The organism is Sphingomonas sp. GW821-FHT09B04, assembly GCF_059418285.1.
Genome location: NZ_JBWKPO010000001.1, coordinates 452,011 through 471,919 on the forward strand (window position 1 = coordinate 452,011; position 19,909 = coordinate 471,919).

Here is a 19,909-nt window from a genome sequence, read left to right on the forward strand (position 1 = left end):
CTTTCCAAGGAGCATAAGCAATGTCCTTTTATACCTCGCTCTCGGGTCTTCAGGCGGCGCAGACCGACATGTCGACCATCAGCCACAACCTGTCGAACGTCTCGACCAACGGCTTCAAGAAGAGCCGCACCGAGTTCGCCGACGTCATCGCATCGAGCGTCTCGCTCAACCCCAACCAGATGATCGGTTCGGGCACCACGGTGAAGGCGATCCGGCAGCAGTTCGGCCAGGGCGGCACGCAACAGTCCTCGTCCAGCCTCGACATCGCGATCTCGGGCGACGGCTTCTTCGCGGTCAAGCCGAGCCTCGACGCCGCCGGCGTCAACTTCACGCGCAACGGCAGCTTCCTCGTGGATAGCGAGCGCTATGTCACCGACTCGCAGGGGTCGTACCTTCAGGTCTATCCGGTCGACGGCTCGGGCGCGGTGATCGCGACCGGCCTGGGTTCGACCGTCAACCTGCGCCTGCCGCAGACCAGCGGCGTGCCCGAGGCAACCAAGAATGTGAAGCTCGCGCTCAACCTGTCGGCGCATGCGTCGATCCCCAAGAACGCGTCGCGCTTCACCCCCGACACGCCCTATGCGTTCGACCGCTTCGATCCGGGCACCTACAACAACTCGACCCAGACGACGATCTATGACGCCAGCGGCAACCCGCTGACGATGACCAACTATTTCGTCCGCGAAACCTCGACCGCGCCCAGCACCTGGTCGGTCTACTCATTCGTCGGCGACAAGCAGCTCGGCACCAGCGCGTCGAACCCGCAGCCGGTCTCGCTGACCTTCGACTCGAGCGGTGCGATCACCTCGCCGACCACGCCGACCCAGTTCGCGCCGTTCACCGTCGGCACCAGCACGACCGAGCAGACGCTCACGCTCGATTTCGGCGCCGCGACCACGCAGCTCGGCCAGCCGTTCAGCGTCAACAACCGCACGCAGGACGGCAAGGCCGTCGGCCAGCTCGACGGCGTAACCGTGGGCGAGGACGGCACCGTCCGCGCCAGCTTCTCCAACGGCGACAGTCAGGCGCTGGGCAAGATCGCGCTCGCGAACTTCTCCAACCCCTCGGGCCTGCGCCAGCTCGGCAACTCGACCTGGGCCGCCACCGGTCTGTCGGGCGAGCCGCGCCTCGGCGAGCCGGGCTCGAACGGCTTTGGCGGGCTGATGTCGGGCGCGATCGAACGGTCGAACGTCGACATTACCGAGGAACTGGTCGGGCTGATCGCGGCACAGCGTAACTTCCAGGCGAATGCCAAGGCGCTCGATACCGCGAGCCAGATCTCGCAGACCATCTTCAACATCCGCAGCTGATTTCACAGGTTAGGAGGCACAAGCGATGGACAGACTCGTCTATACCGCGCTGTCGGGGCTCAAGGGCCAGATGGACGCGCAGGCGACGATCGCGAACAACATCGCGAATGCCTCCACCATCGGCTTCCGCGCCGACCGGGTCAATTTCGAACGGCTGATGATCAAGGGCGACGGGCACAACAGCCGCTTGCCCAGCGCGGAAACCGTCGTCGACATGGACCGGCGCGCGGGCACGGTCGTCCAGACCGGCCGCGGGCTCGACGTTGCCATCACAGGCGACAACTGGCTTGGCGTTCAGGCTGCCGACGGCAGCGAGGCTTACACACGGCGCGGTGATCTCCGTATCGCGCCGAGTGGCGTCTTGGAAACCGGCGACGGTTTCCCGGTGATGGGGTCGGGGGGCCCCATCACCGTGCCGCCACATGACAAGATCATGGTCGCCGACGACGGCACCATCTCGATCGTCCCGCCGGGCGCCGATCCCGCCGCCCCGCCGCAGGTGATCGACCAGCTCAAGCTGGTCAGCGACCAGGGCAGCAAGACCGTCAAGGGACTGGACAATCTGCTTCACGTCCGCGGCGGCGGCGTACTGCCCGCCGACATGGAGGCACGCGTCCAGACCGGATCGCTCGAACAGTCGAACGTCAACCTCACGCAGTCGCTGGTCGACATGATCGAGAACCAGCGCAGCTACGAGGTGCAGGCCAATTTGCTCCGCGAAGCGAAGAACATGGACGAGAGTTCCGCGTCGTTGATGCGCGTCAGCTGAAACATCAGCACCGCGTCTTTGATGCGCGTGAACTGAGAGATTTGAGGAAGGAATAGGTTATGGGTTCCGCAGCAATGCACATCGCGCGCACCGGGCTCGACGCTCAGGACACGCGCATGCGGGTGATCTCGAACAACCTCGCCAACGTGAACACCACGGGCTTCAAGCGCGACCGCGCGTCGTTCGAGGCGCTGGCCTATCAGGTCGTCACCGCGCCCGGCTCGGCGAGCACGTCGGAGACGCAATACGCCACCGGCCTCAACCTCGGCACCGGCGTGCGCGTTCAGGGCACCGCGCGGATCGACACCCAGGGTTCGTTCCAGACCACGGGCGGTTCGCTCGACATGGCGCTCGACGGCAACGGCTTCTTCCAGGTGCAGATGCCCGGCGGCCAGCTCGGCTATACCCGGGCCGGCAATTTCACCCGCTCGCCCGAGGGGCTGCTGGTGACTGCCGAGGGGTATCAGGTAATGCCGGGCATCACGATCCCGGAGGGCACGACTGCGATCACCGTCGGCACCGACGGCACCGTCTCCGCGACCGTTCCCGGCCAGACCGAATCGAGCCAGATCGGCCAGATCCAGATCGCCGCCTTCCCCAATTCGGCGGGGCTTCAGGCGATCGGCGACAATTTCCTGGTCGAAACCTCGGCCAGCGGCGCGGTCAATCTCGGCATCGCCGGGCAGGATGGCCGCGGCAAGATCCGTCAGGGCATGCTCGAGGGATCGAACGTCAACGTCGTCGAAGAGCTGGTCGACATGATCGAGACCCAGCGCGCCTATGAGGTCAATTCGAAGATGATCTCGGCGTCCGACGAGATGCTCAAATATGTCAACCAGAACCTCTGAGGGTCAGCTGATGAAGTTCGCCGCAGGCCTGCTCACCGGTGCCGCGATCGTCGCGGCGATCGCCCTCGCCCAGCCCGCGCATGCGCAGCTGTTCGGGAAGAAGGCGCCAAAGGAAGACTTCAGCGCCTCGCTTCCCTCCGCGCCTGCTGCAATTGCACCGGCCAACGGTTCGATCTTTCAGGCGAGCGATGGCTATGCCGCGCTGCACGAAGGCACGCGCGCACGCCGCGTCGGCGATCCGCTGACGATCGTGCTGGTCGAGCGCACCAGCGCGTCCAAGTCGGCCGGTTCGCAGCTCGACAGCGGCGGCGGCTTCGGGTTGACCCCGCCGACCACCGGCGCGCTCAACCTGTTCAACCAGAGCGACGCCAGCATCAGCGGCAAGCGCAACTTCAAGGGGGCGGGCAGCGCCGACCAGTCGAACGCGCTGTCGGGCGAAGTCACCGTCACCGTCGCCGCGGTCTATCCCAACGGCACGATGCTCGTGCAGGGGCAGAAGCGCGTGACGCTCAACCGCGGCGACGAATTCGTCCAGATCAAGGGTGTGGTCCGCGCGACCGATATCGATGCCAACAACCGCATCGCCTCCACGCGCGTCGCCGATGCCCGTATCGCTTACACCGGCAAGGGCGATGTCGCCCGCGCCAGCCGTCAGGGGTGGCTCAGCCGCTTCTTCTCGGTCATCAGCCCGTTCTGAGGAAAACCGATATGATCCGCTTCCTCGCCGCCCTGCTCGCCGCCATCCTGTTCGCCCAGCCCGTCGCGGCCGAGCGGATCAAGGATCTCGGCGGGTTCCAGGGCATCCGATCGAACCAGCTGACCGGCTACGGCATCGTCGTCGGCCTTCCGGGCACGGGTGACGACAATCTCGAATATACCGTCCAGTCGATGAAGGGCGTCACCGCCCGCTTCGGACTGGCGCTGCCGCCGGGCGTCAACCCGGCGCTCAAGAACGCGGCAGTGGTGATGATCACCGCCGAACTGCCGCCCTTCGCCAAGCCCGGGCAGAAGCTCGACATCACCGTTTCGTCGATGGGCAAGGCCAAGTCGCTGCGCGGCGGCACGCTGGTGCTGACTCCGCTGATCGGTGCCGACAGCCAGATCTATGCGATGGCGCAGGGTAACCTTGCCGTCGGCGGTCTCGGCGCGGAGGGCAAGGACGGATCGCAGATCGTCGTCAACACGCCCTCGTCGGGCCGCATCCCCGAGGGTGCGACGGTCGAGCGCGCGGTCGAGACCGGCTTCGCCGATACGCCCAACCTCACCTACAACCTCGCCCGCGCGGACTTCACCACGGCACAGCGCGTCGCGGACGCGATCAACGGCCGCTTCGGCTTCGGTACCGCGCGCGCGGTCGACGGCGTATCGGTCGCGGTGACGGCAAAGCCGGGCGCCGACGTCCGCGCGCAGTTGATGAGCGAGATCGAGAATCTCACCGTCGACGCCGCCGAAGCTGCGGCGAAAGTAATTGTTAATGCGCGCACCGGAACGGTCGTTATCAATTCAGCGGTCCGGGTCAGCCCGGCGGCGGTAACACATGGTAAACTCACTGTTCGTATTGATGAAGCCCAGCGCGTCAGCCAGCCGGCGCCGTTCAGCCAGGGGGAAACCGCGGTCGAACAGCGCAGCGGTGTTGGCGTAGAGGAGGAGAAGCGTCCGATGTTCCTGCTGGAACCGGGTCCGAAGCTTGCCGATGTGGTCAAGGCGGTGAACGCGATCGGCGCGTCCCCGGCTGACCTTGTCGCGATCCTCGAGGCCCTGAAGCAGGCCGGCGCGCTCAAAGCCGAACTGATCGTCCTGTGACCGACCTTCGCGCGCCTTCTCCCGCAACGCTCAAGCTGGCTGGTACGGTCTCGACCGATACCGCGCGCCTCGGCACGCGCGACAATCTGGACAAGGCGGGCGAGCAGTTCGAGGCGATCTTCACCAAGATGATGCTGTCCTCGATGCGCAAGGCGAAGCTGGCCGACAGCCTGTTCGAAAGCCAGGCGCTCGATCAGTTCCGCGACATGCAGGATCAGAAGCTGGCCGAGAACATGTCCACGCATACGCCGATGGGTATCGGCAAGGCGATGACCGCGTTCCTCGCCAGGGCCGGAAGCGTCGCCGAAACCGCGCCGCCGGCGGAAGGTGAACCCAAATGACCGACATGCTCTCGATCGGCACCAGTGGCATCCGCGCGTATCAGACCGCGCTGACCACGACGTCGGAAAACATCGCCAATGCCGGCACCGCGGGCTATTCGCGCCGCGTCACGGGCACGCGCGAGGTCGCCGCGCCCAGCGACGGATCGAACCGCGTCCTCAACGGCCTTGGCGTCACCGTTTCGGGTATCACCCGCTCGGCCAGCGACCTCCGCGCAGCCGAGGTGCGCAGCGCCGGCTCCGATCTCGCACGCAGCGAGGCGGGCGCGGTGTGGCTCAACCGGATCGAGGGCGCGCTCACGGGCAACAAGCTCGACGAGCGCCTGACCGCTTTCTTCAACTCGGCGACCGCGCTCGCCGCCAATCCCTCGGCCAGCGCGCCGCGCGCGACGATGCTTCAGGCCGCAGCCAGCCTCGCCAGCAGCTTCTCCGCCACCGGCGCGGCGCTGGACGGTGCACTGAACGATCTCGACCAGTCGGCCGATGCGATGGCGGATCAGCTCAACACGCTGACCACCAGCCTCGCTAAGGTCAATTCAGCGCTCGGCCGCGTATCGCAGGGCACCAGTTCGCAAGCCGCATTGCTCGACGAGCGCGACCGGCTGCTCGAATCGATGAGCGCGCTCACCGATGTCAGCGCCAGCTTCGACGCCTCCGGCCGCGCCACCGTCAAGGCGGGTGGCGGCGGGCCGCTGCTCGTGCAGGGCGATCAGGCCGCGGTCGCGACCTATGCGCGCGGACCCAACGGGTCGGTTTCCTTCGCGGTGTACGGCATCGACGGCTCGCACGCGCTCAACCCGGGCGGCGGTACGATGGCCGGGATTGCCGAGGGTGCGGCACGGATCGCCGACGCGCGCGACGCGCTCAACCGGATCGCGGTGGGTGTCGCCAATGGCGTCAACACCGTCCAGGCCGGGGGCCACAATCTCGACGGCAATGCCGGCGCGGCGATGTTCAGCGCCACCGGCGCGTCCGACTTCAAGCTCGTGCTCGACGATCCGCGCGGTATCGCCGCAGCGTCGCCGGGCGGAGGCGAGCGCAACAACGGCAACCTCACTGCGCTGGCGACGCTGCGCAAGGACGGCAAGTTCGAGGGCAGCCTGACCACGCTCACCACCGACAATGCCAGCGCGCTCGCTGCGCGCCGCTCGGTCGCCGAAGTACAGTCGACGATCCGCTCCAATGCCGCCGCCGCGCGCGATTCGGTCACGGGCGTCAATATCGACGAGGAAGCGGTTGACCTGATACGCTTCCAACAAGCCTATCAGGCGTCTAGTCGCGTCATCCAGATCGCGCGCGAGACGCTCGACACCATCTTCAACATCCGGTGATCACCATGCGCGTACCGACCAACCAGCGCTTCGACCGCCCCTCGCTGCTGATGGCGAGCCTGAACAGCCAGGCTGACAAGCTCCAGACGCAGATCTCGACAGGCAAGAAGATCCTTGCGCCGTCCGACAGCGCGTCGGGCTGGCAGCAGCTTTCGGGCCTCAAGCGCGCCACCTCCAATGACGACGCCTATGCGTCGAACATCAAGATGGCGCAGTCGCTGCTGGCATCGACCGATACCGCGCTCGATACGGTTCATACCCAGCTCCAGCGCGCCAAGGCCTTTGCGGTTCAGGCCAACAGTCAGACCATGACGCCCCAGGGTCGCGCCGCGATCCTCAAGGAGGTCGAGGCGATCATCAGCGATCTGCTCGGCGCCGCGAATACCAAGGACAGCCGGGGGCAGCCGCTGTTTAGCGGTGCCGCTGGCGACGCCGCCTATGCGCGCCAGCCCAACGGGTCGATCGCCTATGTCGGCAGCGGCAGCGCCGCGCCGATCCCGATCGGTGACGGCGTCGACATCGCCGCCACCGAAACCGGCGACCGCGCCTTTGGCGGGATTGCCGGAACCAACGGTCAGACCGACATGTTCGCCATCCTCTCGGCCTTTGCCGCGGCGCTTCAGCCCGGTGCCGAGGCCGGCGGGATCGACACCGCGATGAAGGATCTCGACGCCGCGCTCGACCAGGTCGGCACCACGCGGACATCGATCGGCGCGCGCGCCTTCCGCATGGACCTTGAGGCCGAGCGACTGGCCGAAGTGGACGACACCCGCGAAGCGACCCGTTCGGGTATCGAGGACGTCAATCCCGCAACCGCGATCGCCGAGTTGCAGAAGACGCTGACGATCTTGCAGGCAACCCAGGCGAGCTTCAGCAAGCTCACCTCGCTGTCGCTGTTCGACTATATCCGCTGAACCGAGCGCCGGACCGGTTTTATTAACCATATCCTAGCGCTTTTCCCCTCAAGTTCTGGCGCGCGCGGTCGTTTGTAACGGTAACCAAGCCTGCGCCCGGGGAGCCACGCGAAGTCATGTTTCCAGTCATCGGTTTCGTCGTCCTCATCGCCATGGTGTTCGGCGGTTTCGCCATCACCGGCGGCGCGCTCGAACCTGTGCTGCACGCGCTCCCGCACGAAATGCTCATCATCGGCGGCGCCGCGCTCGGCGCGCTGATCATCGGCAATTCGGGGCGCGAGCTGAAAGCGCTCGGCGGCGGCTTCATGAAGGTGCTCAAGGGCCCGAAGTACAAGAAGCAGGATTATCTCGACGTCATCTTCCTGGTCAGCAAGCTGATGAAGATGCTGCGCGTCGACGGCCCGATCGCGCTGGAACCGCATGTCGAGGACCCGAAGTCCTCTGCGATCTTCGCCGAATATCCCCGGCTGCTCGCCGATCACACGCTGATCGACCTGATCTGCGACACGCTGCGCCTCGTCGTCGTCTCGTCGGGCACGCTCGACGTGCACGCGGTCGAGGACGTGATGGACAACGCGATCAAGACCCACCACCACCATGTCGAGGAGCCGCAGCACGCGCTGCAGGGCCTCGCCGACGCGCTTCCTGCACTTGGCATCGTCGCCGCGGTGCTCGGCGTGGTGAAAACCATGGGCTCGATCGACAAGCCGCCGGCGATTCTCGGCGCGATGATCGGCTCGGCCCTGGTCGGCACGTTTCTCGGTGTGTTGTTGGCGTACGGTCTGGTCGGCCCGCTGGCAGGCCGTTTGAAGCAGATCATCGATGCCGATGCCGCGATCTATCACACGGTCAAGCAGATCATCATCGCCTCGCTCCATGGCCATCCGCAGCCGCTGGTGATCGAGGCGGCCCGCTCGGGCATCGCGCATCACAACCAGCCCGGCTTCGCCGAAGTGTTCGATGGCCTCCGCGGGAGGTAATCCGTGAGCGCAAGAGCACCCCATGCGGCAAAGCTGCCGCCCAAGATCATCGTCAAGAAGATCTTCGTCGAGGGCGGCGGGGGGCATCACGGCGGCGCATGGAAAGTCGCCTATGCCGACTTCGTGACCGCGATGATGGCGTTCTTCCTGCTGATGTGGCTGCTTGGTGCAACCAACGAGAAGCAGCGCAAGGCGCTCGCCGACTATTTCGCACCCACGCTGATCGAGTTCAAGCAGAACAGCGCCGGGTCCAACGGACTGCTCGGCGGCGACGCGATGCAAGGCAAGGACAACTACCCGACCATGGCCAAGCAGACCGGCACGCGATCGATGACGATCCCGGCCGGCGCGCAAGGCGGCGACTTCGTCGGCACCGGCGCCCAGGGCAGCCTCAAGAACAAGGAGGCGATGGACGCCGAAGACCGTCAGGGGTTCGCCAAGATGAAGGCCGATATCGAGCGGAAGATCAAATCCACTCCCGGCCTCACCAAGCTGGGCAAGCAGGTCCGCTTCGTGCCGACGCGCGAAGGGATGCGGATCGATCTGATGGACGATGCCGACTATTCGATGTTCGCGCTGGGGACGACCAACTTCGTTCCCGAAGCGGCCAAGCTGGTCGCGCTGGTCGCACAGTCGATCGCCGATTCGGAGAACCCGCTGATGGTCCGCGGGCACACCGACAGCCTCGGCTATGGCGACCCCCGCAACATGAACAACTGGATGCTCTCCAGCGCCCGGTCCGAAGAGACCCGCCGCCGTCTTGTCGCCGCCGGGGTTCCCGAACCGCGCTTCGAGCGGATCGAGGGCGTCGCCGACCGCGAGCCGCTGATCAAGGCCAACCCGGCTGATCCGCGCAACCGCCGCGTCGCGATCACCCTGCTCTATCGCAAGAGCAAGCTCGACAAATAGCGAACCCGCGGGGTGGCGCGGGCCCGGCTCAGAAGAACAGCTTGCGCACGCTGATCCGTACCGTCCGCCCGAGCGGATCGAGCAACGCCGGCTGGTAGCTCAGCGGGGTCCCACCGGTTGCATCGGTCACCTTGAGTCGACTGTCGAACAGATTGTCGACCGACAACGTCACCCGCGTGCCCGTAAGCCAGCGATTCTCGCGCACGAATTTGAACTGCGGCCCCAGCGTCGCGAACAGCCGCAGATTGACCGTCGCGAAATCGTCGAAGCGCAGTTCATCGGCACTCGTCGCGCCACCGCGCACCCGGGTTGCGCTCTGCCAGTCGGCGTTCAGACGGATACCGATGCCGTCACGCACCACACCGGTCCGCAGCTCGATCTGGTGGCGCGGCGATCCGCCGCGGCTTCCCGTGGCCGAGCCCTTGAGCAGGTCAAGCTCGGGCAATCCGTCACGAATCGTGATCTTGTCAGTTAGAGCAACGGTGTGGAAGATCCCGAACTGGAACCGCCCGCCGCCACCCGGCCCGCCGCGGAAACCGCCACCGCCAAACCCGCCGCCGGGGCGCCCGCCTTCACCGAACCGGCGCGGCCCGTCGCCTCCCGGACCGCGGCCGCCGGGACCACGTTCGTCTGGTGGCGGGGTCTCGCCCCGTGCGATCGCCGCCTCGCGCGCAGCCTGCCGAGCGGCGCGCTGCGCCTGGAACTCTTCCGCTGCCTTGCGTGCCAGCGGCGAGCTGATCGCCTTGGAGAAGTTCAATCCCCAGCGGATCTGCTCGCGCTCGCTGCGCAGGAAATTGACCGGGCGATTGTCGATCCGGAGCAGCTGATCGGTGACCGGGTCGCGCGTGAAGCGGTCGGGGAACGCGGCCTCGATCTCGGCCGTCGCGGTCGGAAAGCCCGCGATCGGGTTGCGGATCGTGCTTTTGTTATAGTCAACGTTGAGCGTGAGGTCGGTGTCCTTGATCGGCCGCAGATTGAGGCCGAGCTTCATCACGCTGCGATTATCGGCGATCAAACCGGCGTTACCACCGTCCACGCGCGTGATATCGACCGTCTCGCCGCGCACGAAATCGAACACGCGCACATTGGGCGTCGCGAGCATCGGATTACCAAGCTGCTGCGCCGACGGCGCGCCTTCTTCCTTGGTGAACGAAGCGATGAAGCGGACCTGCTCGATCGGCGACCAGTTGACGCCATAGCCATAGGTGACGAGCGTGCCGAAATCCGACAGCTCCTCCAGTTCGACATTGCCGTTGAGCGAGAGATTGCCCAGCCCCTTGAGCACCGCACGGCTGCGGCTCGCGATCGGCAGATCGATATTGGCCTGGATGCTTCCGGTGTCGCGGCCGATATCCGCCGCCGAGAAGGCTCCTCCACGCAGCGAATCGCTCCGCAGGCTGCTGGTGCGGCCCGTCGCCCGGATGCTGGTCGAGATATCGCCCGCGGGCAGCGGCGCCAGCGCACCGTTCACAAGTGCGTCGATCGATCCGACATTCGACACCGAACGTGCACGGTCGGTACGCCCGTTCTCGGTATCGGTCAGCGTCCGGCCTTCGATACGGTCCCAGTTTCCCGTCACCGACCAGCGCCATTTGGGCGAAAGATCGCCGTTGAGCGAGAAGCCGCCATGCAACGTGCCGGTGTCGGTGGTCCGCTGCAGCGGCGTCGTGCCGCCAGTGTCGGGCAATCCGAGCAGCGATTCGCTGGCATTCTGCTCGATCCGCAGATTCGCTGTCGCACCGACCTTGCCGATGTTGCGGCTGAACACGCCGTTGAGCGCGATGTTCTCGGTCTTGGGCTGCAACGTTCGATAGGTCGAATCGGCGATCGGTCTGCCAGCATCGCGCACGACCTCGCGCTCGCTCTCGAGCAGGGCCGAATCGCGCTCATATTCGACATCGACGTTGATGCGCCCGTCGCGATTGATGCGCAGCATGCTGAGCTCGGCATCCTGTCCGGCGCGCCCGCCCGCTGTCGCGAAGGTTCCGTCGATCTCGCCGGTGATCGAGCGGAAGCGGCGGCGCAACACGATGTTCACCACGCGCTGGTCAGCGCGGTAGCCGAGCTTGAGCGCCGCTTCTTCGGGCAGGATGTCCATCCGCTCGATCGCCTCGGGCGGGATATCGCGGATCTCGGCGAAGCTCGATATCCGGCGCCCGCTCAGCAGCAATACCGGCGCTCCACCACCCCGCCCGCGCCCGCTGCGCGTCTGAGGTTCCAGCTCGGTCAGCAGTTCGGCGAGCGAGCTGACACCATAAGCGCGGATGTCGGCGGGATTGAGCACCAGCTCGGGCTTGACGTCCCCTTGCACCGCACCGCGCAGCTGGCCGGTGACGACGACTTCCTCGGGTTCTTCACCGGCCGGCGCGCCGCCATTGTCCTGCGGTGCGGGCTCTGTCGGCGGTTGCGGCGCATCCTGCCCGGCGGCCATCGCCACCGGCGCAGCTGTCGCCATCCATCCAGCCATCAACCACACAACACGCCGCATTCGTCACTCCCGCAAACACCCGGCAAACAGCCGACCCGCCTCCCCCTAAGGGCGACTTGTCGCAGAACTATGCCCGGAAGAAGATGAACGGCGGATACTCAGCCCGCTGCGTCTTGCCCCTGCATCTGCGCATGGTGGCGGATCACTTCATCGATGATGAAGCGCAGGAACTTCTCGGAGAATTCGGGGTCGAGGTCAGCCTGCGCCGCGAGTTCGCGCAATCGCTCGATCTGGCGGTCTTCGCGCCCGGGATCGGCCGGGGGCAAACCGGTCTCTGCCTTGTGACGGCCGACCGCCTGGGTGATCTGGAAGCGTTCGGCCAGCAGGAAGACGAGCGCGGCGTCGATCCGGTCGATGCTCTGGCGATAGCGTTGCAGCGTCTCGTCGCTCATGGATTGCGTGCGTCCCGGTTGATGGCGCGCGCCTTGTTGCGCCGCTTTCAACCGTAAGCAAGCCCCACGCACTTGCCTTTCCGCGCGCTTGCAGCCACATCGCGCCCGTCATGAGCGCGACGGTTCACACTATTGGCCACCGTACCGGCCGCGGAGCGGAGCCTTCGCTCGACCCGATGATCGCGCTCGTCGCCGCGGACATGAACCTCGTCAATGCCGTGATCCTCGATCGCATGCAGTCGCAGATCCCGCTGATCCCCGAGCTTGCCGGGCATCTGATCGCGGGCGGCGGCAAGCGGATGCGGCCGATGCTCACGCTCGCGAGCGCACGCCTCCTCGACTATTCGGGTGCGCGCCATCATCGGCTTGCCGCTGCTGTCGAGTTCATCCACACCGCGACGCTACTCCACGACGATGTCGTCGACGGCTCCGATATGCGTCGCGGCAAGCGTGCCGCCAACCTCATTTGGGGCAACCCGGCAAGCGTGCTGGTCGGCGACTTTCTGTTCTCGCGCAGCTTCGAGCTGATGGTCGAGGATGGCAGCCTGAAAGTGCTCAAGATCCTCTCCAACGCCTCCGCAGTGATTGCCGAGGGTGAGGTCAACCAGCTCACCGCCGCACGCCGTATCGACCTTGCCGAAGAGCGCTATCTCGACATCATCGGCGCCAAGACCGCCGCGCTGTTTGCTGCTGCCTGCCGCATCGCCGCGGTGGTGGCTGAGCGTCCCGAAGGCGAAGAAGCCGCGCTCGACGCCTATGGCCGCAATCTCGGAATCGCCTTCCAGCTGGTCGACGACGCGATCGACTATGTCTCGGACGCGGGTACGATGGGCAAGGACGCCGGCGACGATTTCCGCGAGGGCAAGATGACCCTCCCGGTCATCCTCGCTTATGCTCGCGGCAGCGAAGACGACCGCGCCTTCTGGAAGGAAGCCGTGCTCGGCCGCCGGATCAGTGACGCGGATTTCGCGCACGCTGTCGGACTGGTCCGGTCGAGCCGTGCAGTGGACGACACCCTCGCCCGCGCCCGCCATTATGGCCAGCGTGCGATCGACGCGCTCGGCATCTTTCCCGGAAGCGCCGCCAAGGACGCGATGATCGAAGCCGTCGAGTTCGCAGTCGCCCGCGGCTACTGAGCCTCAGGCCTCGCTTTCCTGGTCTTCATCCTCGTCCGCATCGAGCGAGTCTTCCTCATCCTCGTCGAGCGAATCCTCGATCGCCTCGCCGAGCATGTCGAGCTGCTCATAAGTCGCGGTCAGCTCGATCGTCTCGCCATCCTCGTCCTCGATGCTGAGCAGATAGTCGCCACTGCCATCGGCGGCGATGCTGAAGCTCGAAAGCGTGCGTGCCATGACCTGTCTCCTTCAAATCGCGCAACGCGCATCGCGCGATTGGGTGCCATGACGCTTCAAGCAATGCGGCGAATTGCGTAGGGCAGAACCGTGAGCAACCTTCCGATCCACGCCGTGCTGCCCGATCTGCTCGCCGCATTGCGCGATGTGAGCAACGCCGTGCTGGTCGCGCCGCCGGGCGCGGGCAAGACCACTGCGGTTGCCCCTGCCTTGCTCGGCGAGCATTGGTGTACCGGCGAAATCCTGCTCCTCTCCCCCCGCCGCCTCGCCGCGCGCGCCGCTGCCGAACGGATGGCTGCACTGGCCGATGAGCCGGTGGGCAAGACCTATGGCTACGCCACGCGCATGGATACGAAGCGCTCAGGCCAGACGCGCGTGACGGTCGTCACCGAGGGGATTTTCGTCAACCGCATTCAGGCCGATCCCGAGCTCGCCGGGGTCTCAGCCGTGCTGTTCGACGAGGTGCATGAGCGCAGCCTCGACAGCGATTTCGGACTGGCGTTGGCACTCGACGCGCAAGCCGCACTGCGGCCCGACCTGCGGCTCGTTGCGATGTCGGCGACCCTCGACGGTGCGCGTTTCTCCGCCCTGATGGGCGCTGCGCCGGTGATCGAGAGCGAAGGCCGCAGCCATCCGCTTGAGCTGCGCCACCTCGGTCGTGCAGCCGAGGCACGGATCGAGGATTCGGTCGCTGCGGCAATCCGGCAGGCGCTTCGCGACTCGGATGGCGGCATCCTTGCTTTCCTTCCGGGTGTCGCCGAGATCGAGCGCACGTCGGAGCGCATCGGTGCGGCGCCCGGAACGATCCTCCACAAGCTCCACGGGAGCCTTGACCCTGCCGCTCAGCGCGCCGCGATCGGACCCGACCGCGAAGGCCGCCGCAAGATTGTGCTGGCGACCTCGATCGCCGAGACCTCGCTCACGCTCGACGGCATCCGCGTCGTGATCGATTCGGGCCTTGCCCGCCGCCCGCGCTACGATCGTGCCGCCGGGATGACCCGCCTCGTCACCGAACGCGCGAGCCAGGCCGCGGTCACTCAGCGCGCTGGCCGCGCTGCCCGGCAGGGTCCGGGGGTCGCCTATCGTCTGTGGGAGGCCGCGGCAACCGCCGGCCTGCCGCGTTTCGACCCACCCGAGATTCTCGAAGCCGATCTTTCGGCGCTCACGCTCGACTGTGCATTGTGGGGCGTTACCGATCCGCGCAGCCTCAACTGGCTCGATCCGCCGCCTGAGGCTGCGGTACAGGAAGCCCGCACCCGTCTCGCAGCGCTTGAAGCGATCGACGCCGACGGCCGCCCGACCGCACATGGCAAGGCGATCGCGCGCCTGCCGCTCCCGCCACGCCTCGGTCACATGCTGGCGCGGGCGAGCGAAATGGGGCTGGCGAAGACCGCGACGGATATCGCCGTACTGCTCGGCGAACGTGGCCTCGGCGGCTCCGATGCCGATCTCGAGCATCGCCTGCGCCGCTGGCGCACCGAGCGCGGACAGCGCGCCGACAACGCCCGCCGCCTCGCCGAACGTTGGGCGCGGCTGGTTCCCGGCGAGTCGCCGGCCACGATTGGCCCCGGCTCGCCCGAAGCCGTCGCCGCTTGCGTCGCGCTCGCCTTTCCCGACCGGATCGCCCGCCGCCGCGACGCGTCCGGCGAGACCTGGGCCTCGGCTGGAGGAAGGGGTTTCCGCCTCGATCCGGCCTCGTCGCTTGCACGGCACGAATGGCTGGCCGTCGCCGAGACGCAGGGCATGGCCGCAGGCGCCCGCATCCTTTCCGCCGCGCCGATCGACGCAGCAGCGATCGAGACGTTGTTCGCGCACCGCATCGAGACGCGTCGCCATGTCCGGTTTGATCCCGCCACCGGACGCGTCGAAACAACCCGCGAACGCCGTCTCGGCGCGATCCGCCTCTCCAGCGGCCCCGATACCGGCGCTGACCCGGACGAGATCGCAGCAGCGTTGTTGGAGGGGGTGCGAACCCATGGCCTTAGCCTGCTGCCCTGGTCCACTACCGCCCGCGCGCTGCGCACCCGTGCCGGCTATGCCGGAATAGAGGCGCTGTCAGACGCTGCACTGCATGCGGATCTAGACGAATGGCTACCGCCCGCAATGGCGGGCAAGCGTCGTCTCGACGCCATCGCGCCCGAGATGCTGACGCAGGCGTTGCAGAATCGGCTTGGCTGGGACGGGCAGAAACAGATCGACCGCTTCGCTCCCGCACGGCTGGAAACCCCCGCGGGATCGAGCCACGAGATCGACTATGCGGCAGAAGGCGGTCCAACCGTCGAAGTCCGCGCGCAGGCGCTGTTCGGCCTCGCGACACATCCGACTCTCGGCGACGGTACGCCGCTGATCCTGTCGCTCACCTCGCCCGCCGGCCGTCCGATCCAGACGACGCGCGACCTGCCCGGTTTCTGGAAGGGCAGCTGGGCCGATGTCGCCAAGGAAATGCGCGGCCGCTACCCCCGCCACCCCTGGCCCGACGATCCCGCCGCCGCATCGGCGACGCTCCGCACGAAAAAGGCGGATGCAAGGCGCGGCGGATCAGGATAAGGAGCCATTCCATGTCCACCGCACGCATCTATCAGCGCCCGAAGAACGCCATGCAGTCGGGCCGTTTCCGCACCGATCGCTGGGTCCTTGAGTTCGAACCCGGCGAACAGCAGAAGGCCGATCCCCTCACCGGCTGGGCAGGCTCGGGCGACACACGCAACCAGCTGCGCCTCAACTTCCCGACGTTGGAAGCGGCGCAGGACTATGCCGCACGCGAAGGCATCGCCTTCCATGTCGTCACGGCTCCCATACGCACGCTCAAGCTTCAGGCCTACGCCGACAATTTCCGGTGAACCCGGCTGAACTCCTCGACCGCTGGATCGAGGCGTTCAACGCCGCCGACGCCGATGCGCTTGCCGCGCTCTATCACGATGATGCCGTGAACCATCAGGTCGCCAATGCGCCCGTCGAAGGGCGTGCGGCGATCCATGCGATGTTCGCGGCCGAATTTGCCGCCGCCGAGATGGTCTGCATTCCCGTCACCCGCATGGCCGACGGCGAATGGGCGGCGATGGAGTGGCGCGATCCCAAGGGCTTTCGCGGCTGCGGCTTCTTCCATGTCGTCGATGGGCGCATCCGGCACCAGCGCGGCTATTGGGATCGCCTGAGCTTCGAACGGCTCTACGCCAAAAGCGTCTGACCAAGCACCAACAGCAGTTTGACGTCGATCGCCATGCCGCGCGCCCGGCAGTCCGCAACGAAGGCCGGCACCGCGTCCAGCTTCACGCGATGGACGGTGATGCCCTCGCCCTCCACCCCGCCGCCTTCGCCTACGCGGACAAGGTCGTACGCACGAACCAGCGTGAAGCTTTCGCTGACCATTCCGGGCGAGGAGAAATACTCGCCGAGCGATTCGACCCGGCCGGGCAGGTAGCCGGTCTCTTCCTCCAGTTCGCGCGCGGCCGCGATCTCGGCCGCTTCGCCGTCATTGTCGTCGCCGACCAGTCCTGCGGGCAGCTCAAGGCAGGCGCGGCCTAGTGGCACACGATATTGTTCGACGAGCAGGAGGTGGTCCTCGTCGTCGATCGCGACGATCACCGCGGCGCGGATACCCCGGGCGCGCGACACATATTCCCAGCGGCCCTGTTTCTTCGCGGTGATGAACTTGCCCTGCCAGACGGTGTCGACCGGCGCATCCGCGTCCGGTGGCGTCACAGCTCGATCAACCGGTCGGGTAGTTCATTGGTATCCCCCGCGCTGCGCGGGAAATGTTCGGCCAGCACCACGCCGATCCGGGTGACGGCGTCGGCCATGCCATCGGCCGGGCGACCGTCGCGGACCGCTGCAATCAGCGCGGCCATCGCATCGCCCCATACCGCCGGATCGACCCGCGAGTGGATCGCCGTATCGGCGATGATCTCGGCGCGATGCTCGTCGATACTCAGGTAGAGGAGCACCCCCGTCGATGCGATGGTGCGCGCTTCGGCTCCGGCGCGGAACAGCGCCAGCGCTTTCCGCCGCACGCGCCGCGCCTTGGCCGATCGCGGAGTCAGCACCAGCCGCAGCGGCCACCAGGCGAGCGCCAGGCGCGCCGCAAGGAAGCTCACGACCATCGCCGCCATCGCGATCAGCAGCACATGGCCGGGCGAAGCCGCCTCACCCCAGGGGTCACCGAACCAGCCATGGACGCTCTCGATCACGTGCGGAAAGGTCGCAAGCAGCGCCAGTACCAACAGCATGGCGAGCATCGCCCACAGCAAGGCGACATCGTGATAATCGTCCGATCGGCGCGCGACGATCGTCACGATCTCCCCATCGGTCTGCGTCTCCGCAGCGGTGACCGCAGCCGTGACGCGGCGATGATCCGCTTCGCTCAATCGCATGCCCATCACCAATCCCCCGAGGCGCCGCCGCCGCCGAAATCGCCGCCGCCGCCGCCGGTGAAGCCGCCGTCGCCCCAACCACCGCCACCACCACCGCTATCGCCCGACGACCAGCCGCCACCGCCGGAGGACCAGCCGCCGCTGTGGCGCGCGATCTCGCTCCCGATCGTCCACAGCACGATCGGCAGGTCGCTGTCGCCGCCACGATAGCGCCGGCCGCGCGCGCGACGGATCAGGGGAATGATGACGATGAAGAAGACGAACAGCCAGAACAGGATCCCGCCGATACCGATCCCACTACCGCCCGCTTTGCGCTGATGCGTGCGGTTGAACTCCTGCACCGCCGCATCGACCTTGGCTTGAGCTTCCTCGGGCGCGGCGCGCAGCTGTGCAATCAGCGCGTCGGCACCAGCCACCATCGCCTGAGGAACATTGCCCTCACGCAATTGCGGCAGCATGTCGTTGCGGATGATCGTCCCGGCGAGCGCATCGGTGACGATCGGTTCAAGCCCGCGCCCGACCTCGATCCGCGGCCCGCGCTGGCCCTTGGGGTTGTTGGGCGCGATCAGCAGGATCACGCCATTGTCGGCGTCCGCCAGCCCGACCTTCCAGGCGCGCCCCAGCTGATAGCCATAGTCGGACAGCGGATAGCCCTGGGCATCCGCAACCGTGACGACCACGAGCTGGCGCTTGGTATCGCGTTGCAGCGCATCGAGCTTCTGCGTCAGCGACGCTTCGACATCGGGCGGCAGGACATTGGCGTCGTCGACCACGAGGCCGGTGAACTTGGGAAAGGTTTGCGCGCTCACCGGCGCTGCCGCTCCGAAGAGCAGCAGCGCGAGCAACAGGATCAGCCGGGGCATGACGCGCCTTTACCTGAGGTCAGTTCAGCTCTCGTTCCCGAAGTTCACCGTCGGTGCGGTTTCCGCGCCCGGGGTGGTCGCCTGGAACGGCGTCATCGGCTTGGCGCCGTAGAAGATCTTCGCGCCGATCGCGTCGGGGAAGGTGCGGATGGTGGTGTTATAGCTCTGCACCGACTCGTTATAGTCGCGGCGGGCGATGCCGATGCGGTTCTCGGTTCCCTCGAGCTGAGTCATCAGCGTCGCGTAATTGCCCTGGCTCTTGAGCTCGGGATACGCCTCCTGCAGCCGCTGCAGCGACAGCGTCACCGCGTTTTGGGCGCGGTCGAACGCCTGTACCTTCGCCGGATCGGTCAGGTCGGCATCGCTGACGCGCACCTGAGTCGCAGCGGCGCGTGCCTGAGTCACCTCGACCAGGATCGACTTTTCCTGCGCGCCCGCGGCGCGGACGGTGGAAACGAGGTTAGGAATGAGGTCGGCGCGACGCTGATACTGGTTCTGCACCTCAGCCCATTTCGCCTTGGCCGCTTCCTCGGCGGTCGGAACGCTGTTGAGCCCACAGGCCGAAAGCATGGCCGCCGCAGCCATCGCGGCAACGAGACGAAGCTTCATGTCGAACTATCCCTCCAAGTGTGTCGCATCGATACGACACCGGGAAAATAGGGGACCCTTCGCCCGCGCGCAATGATAACCGGACCGGGTACGGATTGCCGCCATCCGCTCCCGCGGTTACCCTGCCCGCTGCACAGACAGTTCAGGGGTGCGTCCATGCTCAACGAATTCAAAGCCTTTATCGCGCGCGGCAACGTGCTCGACCTTGCCGTCGCGGTCATCATCGGTGCGGCGTTCGGCAAGATCGTCACGTCGCTGACCGAAGACATCATCATGCCGGTGATCGGCAAGATCTTCGGCGGGCTCGACTTTTCGAGCTATTTCCTGGTGCTGGGCGAGGTGCCGGCGAACCTTCAGGGATCGACCGATTATGCCGCGCTGAAGAAGGCCGGCGTACCGCTGCTCGGCTATGGCGAGTTCGTGACTCAGGCAGTCAATTTCCTCATCATCGCCTTCATCATCTTCCTGCTGGTGCGTGCAGTGAATCGCGTGGTTCCGAAGGCACCGGAAGCCACAGCCGAGGAAGCCGCCGATGTCGTGCTGCTGCGCGAAATCCGCGACGAGCTGAAGAAGCGCAACGGCTGAGCTTAAGCTCAGGGATAGATCCGGACGGGGAAGATCATTCCCGTC

General features: G+C 66.4%; 22 protein-coding genes. 15 read left to right on the forward strand and 7 right to left on the reverse strand.

What is annotated here, in order from left to right; all coding sequences use genetic code 11:
• Positions 1-20 precede the first annotated feature (20 nt).
• From flgE to AC07NK_RS02205, 10 genes are all read left to right on the forward strand, one after another.
• Positions 21-1,310, forward strand: a complete 1,290-nt coding sequence (gene flgE, locus AC07NK_RS02160; RefSeq protein ID WP_495168917.1) for a flagellar hook protein FlgE — start codon at positions 21-23, stop codon at positions 1,308-1,310.
• A gap of 25 nt (positions 1,311-1,335) precedes the next feature.
• Positions 1,336-2,079: a flagellar basal-body rod protein FlgF gene (gene flgF, locus AC07NK_RS02165; protein WP_495168918.1), complete on the forward strand. Its 744-nt coding sequence runs from the start codon at positions 1,336-1,338 to the stop codon at positions 2,077-2,079.
• Between the two features lie 59 nt (positions 2,080-2,138).
• Positions 2,139-2,927, forward strand: a complete 789-nt coding sequence (gene flgG / locus AC07NK_RS02170; RefSeq protein ID WP_495168919.1) for a flagellar basal-body rod protein FlgG — start codon at positions 2,139-2,141, stop codon at positions 2,925-2,927.
• A 10-nt stretch (positions 2,928-2,937) separates the two neighbouring features.
• Positions 2,938-3,624 (forward strand): flagellar basal body L-ring protein FlgH, encoded by a 687-nt coding sequence (locus tag AC07NK_RS02175; protein ID WP_495168920.1) that lies wholly within the window; start codon positions 2,938-2,940, stop codon positions 3,622-3,624.
• Between the two features lie 11 nt (positions 3,625-3,635).
• Entirely contained in the window at positions 3,636-4,730 is a 1,095-nt protein-coding gene (locus tag AC07NK_RS02180) for a flagellar basal body P-ring protein FlgI (RefSeq protein ID WP_495168921.1), read from the forward strand.
• The gene (locus AC07NK_RS02185) at positions 4,727-5,071 is read left to right on the forward strand and encodes a rod-binding protein (protein ID WP_495168922.1); all 345 of its coding nucleotides are present in this window, start codon (positions 4,727-4,729) and stop codon (positions 5,069-5,071) included. The genes AC07NK_RS02180 and AC07NK_RS02185 overlap by 4 nt, the downstream gene beginning before the upstream one ends.
• Positions 5,068-6,402 carry a flagellar hook-associated protein FlgK gene (gene flgK, locus AC07NK_RS02190; protein ID WP_495168923.1) on the forward strand — a complete coding sequence of 445 codons (1,335 nt, stop codon included), beginning with the start codon at positions 5,068-5,070 and terminating at the stop codon, positions 6,400-6,402. Before AC07NK_RS02185 ends, flgK begins: the two co-directional genes overlap by 4 nt.
• Positions 6,403-6,407: 5 nt before the next feature.
• Entirely contained in the window at positions 6,408-7,316 is a 909-nt protein-coding gene (gene flgL / locus AC07NK_RS02195; protein WP_495168924.1) for a flagellar hook-associated protein FlgL, read from the forward strand.
• A 116-nt stretch (positions 7,317-7,432) separates the two neighbouring features.
• On the forward strand, positions 7,433-8,296 hold the full coding sequence (gene motA / locus AC07NK_RS02200) for a flagellar motor stator protein MotA (protein ID WP_495168925.1): 864 nt from the start codon (positions 7,433-7,435) through the stop codon (positions 8,294-8,296).
• A gap of 3 nt (positions 8,297-8,299) precedes the next feature.
• The gene (locus tag AC07NK_RS02205; protein ID WP_495168926.1) at positions 8,300-9,205 is read left to right on the forward strand and encodes a flagellar motor protein MotB; all 906 of its coding nucleotides are present in this window, start codon (positions 8,300-8,302) and stop codon (positions 9,203-9,205) included.
• 28 nt (positions 9,206-9,233) lie between these two features.
• Here the strand turns inward: AC07NK_RS02205 and AC07NK_RS02210 are convergent, their stop codons facing one another.
• Both AC07NK_RS02210 and AC07NK_RS02215 read right to left on the reverse strand, forming a co-directional pair.
• The gene (locus AC07NK_RS02210; RefSeq protein WP_495168927.1) at positions 9,234-11,672 is read right to left on the reverse strand and encodes a TonB-dependent receptor; all 2,439 of its coding nucleotides are present in this window, start codon (positions 11,670-11,672) and stop codon (positions 9,234-9,236) included.
• Between the two features lie 119 nt (positions 11,673-11,791).
• On the reverse strand, positions 11,792-12,085 hold the full coding sequence (locus AC07NK_RS02215; protein ID WP_495168928.1) for a chorismate mutase: 294 nt from the start codon (positions 12,083-12,085) through the stop codon (positions 11,792-11,794).
• Positions 12,086-12,195: 110 nt separating this feature from the next.
• Here AC07NK_RS02215 and AC07NK_RS02220 point away from each other — a divergent pair, with 110 nt between their 5' ends.
• Positions 12,196-13,221, forward strand: a complete 1,026-nt coding sequence (locus AC07NK_RS02220; RefSeq protein ID WP_495168929.1) for a polyprenyl synthetase family protein — start codon at positions 12,196-12,198, stop codon at positions 13,219-13,221.
• 3 nt (positions 13,222-13,224) lie between these two features.
• Here AC07NK_RS02220 and AC07NK_RS02225 read toward each other — a convergent pair whose 3' ends face one another.
• Entirely contained in the window at positions 13,225-13,437 is a 213-nt protein-coding gene (locus AC07NK_RS02225) for a hypothetical protein (protein ID WP_495168930.1), read from the reverse strand.
• Positions 13,438-13,527: 90 nt separating this feature from the next.
• On the opposite strand from AC07NK_RS02225, the gene hrpB reads away from it, so the two are divergent.
• From hrpB to AC07NK_RS02240, 3 genes are read left to right on the forward strand one after another with little or no spacing between them, the layout of a single operon-like run.
• Entirely contained in the window at positions 13,528-15,984 is a 2,457-nt protein-coding gene (hrpB, locus tag AC07NK_RS02230; RefSeq protein WP_495168931.1) for an ATP-dependent helicase HrpB, read from the forward strand.
• Positions 15,985-15,995: 11 nt separating this feature from the next.
• On the forward strand, positions 15,996-16,277 hold the full coding sequence (locus AC07NK_RS02235) for an ETC complex I subunit (RefSeq protein ID WP_495168932.1): 282 nt from the start codon (positions 15,996-15,998) through the stop codon (positions 16,275-16,277).
• Positions 16,274-16,624, forward strand: a complete 351-nt coding sequence (locus AC07NK_RS02240) for a nuclear transport factor 2 family protein (protein WP_495168933.1) — start codon at positions 16,274-16,276, stop codon at positions 16,622-16,624. Before AC07NK_RS02235 ends, AC07NK_RS02240 begins: the two co-directional genes overlap by 4 nt.
• On the opposite strand, the gene AC07NK_RS02245 is transcribed toward AC07NK_RS02240, so the two are convergent.
• The 4 genes from AC07NK_RS02245 to AC07NK_RS02260 are packed head-to-tail and all read right to left on the reverse strand — an operon-like array spanning position 16,606 to position 19,279.
• Positions 16,606-17,139, reverse strand: a complete 534-nt coding sequence (locus AC07NK_RS02245) for an NUDIX hydrolase (protein ID WP_495168934.1) — start codon at positions 17,137-17,139, stop codon at positions 16,606-16,608. The genes AC07NK_RS02240 and AC07NK_RS02245 overlap by 19 nt on opposite strands.
• The gene (locus AC07NK_RS02250) at positions 17,136-17,807 is read right to left on the reverse strand and encodes a TPM domain-containing protein (RefSeq protein WP_495168935.1); all 672 of its coding nucleotides are present in this window, start codon (positions 17,805-17,807) and stop codon (positions 17,136-17,138) included. The genes AC07NK_RS02245 and AC07NK_RS02250 overlap by 4 nt, the downstream gene beginning before the upstream one ends.
• 5 nt (positions 17,808-17,812) lie before the next feature.
• The gene (locus AC07NK_RS02255) at positions 17,813-18,670 is read right to left on the reverse strand and encodes a TPM domain-containing protein (RefSeq protein WP_495168936.1); all 858 of its coding nucleotides are present in this window, start codon (positions 18,668-18,670) and stop codon (positions 17,813-17,815) included.
• 24 nt (positions 18,671-18,694) lie between these two features.
• Positions 18,695-19,279 (reverse strand): LemA family protein, encoded by a 585-nt coding sequence (locus AC07NK_RS02260; RefSeq protein ID WP_495168937.1) that lies wholly within the window; start codon positions 19,277-19,279, stop codon positions 18,695-18,697.
• Positions 19,280-19,435: 156 nt separating this feature from the next.
• On the opposite strand from AC07NK_RS02260, the gene mscL reads away from it, so the two are divergent.
• Positions 19,436-19,864: a large conductance mechanosensitive channel protein MscL gene (mscL, locus tag AC07NK_RS02265; RefSeq protein WP_495168938.1), complete on the forward strand. Its 429-nt coding sequence runs from the start codon at positions 19,436-19,438 to the stop codon at positions 19,862-19,864.
• The last annotated feature ends 45 nt before the right edge of the window (positions 19,865-19,909 follow it).

Bases quoted from the DNA above. Each gene is read 5' to 3' on its own strand.
- AC07NK_RS02210 (WP_495168927.1), bottom strand. From the start codon at position 11,672: ATGGCTGGATGGATGGCGACAGCTGCGCCGGTGGCGATGGCCGCCGGG.
- motA (WP_495168925.1), top strand. From the start codon at position 7,433: ATGTTTCCAGTCATCGGTTTCGTCGTCCTCATCGCCATGGTGTTCGGC.
- AC07NK_RS02260 (WP_495168937.1), bottom strand. From the start codon at position 19,279: ATGAAGCTTCGTCTCGTTGCCGCGATGGCTGCGGCGGCCATGCTTTCG.
- flgE (WP_495168917.1), top strand. From the start codon at position 21: ATGTCCTTTTATACCTCGCTCTCGGGTCTTCAGGCGGCGCAGACCGAC.
- AC07NK_RS02250 (WP_495168935.1), bottom strand. From the start codon at position 17,807: ATGCGATTGAGCGAAGCGGATCATCGCCGCGTCACGGCTGCGGTCACC.
- flgL (WP_495168924.1), top strand. From the start codon at position 6,408: ATGCGCGTACCGACCAACCAGCGCTTCGACCGCCCCTCGCTGCTGATG.
- flgF (WP_495168918.1), top strand. From the start codon at position 1,336: ATGGACAGACTCGTCTATACCGCGCTGTCGGGGCTCAAGGGCCAGATG.
- flgK (WP_495168923.1), top strand. From the start codon at position 5,068: ATGACCGACATGCTCTCGATCGGCACCAGTGGCATCCGCGCGTATCAG.
- flgG (WP_495168919.1), top strand. From the start codon at position 2,139: ATGGGTTCCGCAGCAATGCACATCGCGCGCACCGGGCTCGACGCTCAG.
- mscL (WP_495168938.1), top strand. From the start codon at position 19,436: ATGCTCAACGAATTCAAAGCCTTTATCGCGCGCGGCAACGTGCTCGAC.
- AC07NK_RS02180 (WP_495168921.1), top strand. From the start codon at position 3,636: ATGATCCGCTTCCTCGCCGCCCTGCTCGCCGCCATCCTGTTCGCCCAG.
- AC07NK_RS02175 (WP_495168920.1), top strand. From the start codon at position 2,938: ATGAAGTTCGCCGCAGGCCTGCTCACCGGTGCCGCGATCGTCGCGGCG.
- AC07NK_RS02255 (WP_495168936.1), bottom strand. From the start codon at position 18,670: ATGCCCCGGCTGATCCTGTTGCTCGCGCTGCTGCTCTTCGGAGCGGCA.
- AC07NK_RS02235 (WP_495168932.1), top strand. From the start codon at position 15,996: ATGTCCACCGCACGCATCTATCAGCGCCCGAAGAACGCCATGCAGTCG.
- AC07NK_RS02215 (WP_495168928.1), bottom strand. From the start codon at position 12,085: ATGAGCGACGAGACGCTGCAACGCTATCGCCAGAGCATCGACCGGATC.
- AC07NK_RS02220 (WP_495168929.1), top strand. From the start codon at position 12,196: ATGAGCGCGACGGTTCACACTATTGGCCACCGTACCGGCCGCGGAGCG.
- AC07NK_RS02225 (WP_495168930.1), bottom strand. From the start codon at position 13,437: ATGGCACGCACGCTTTCGAGCTTCAGCATCGCCGCCGATGGCAGTGGC.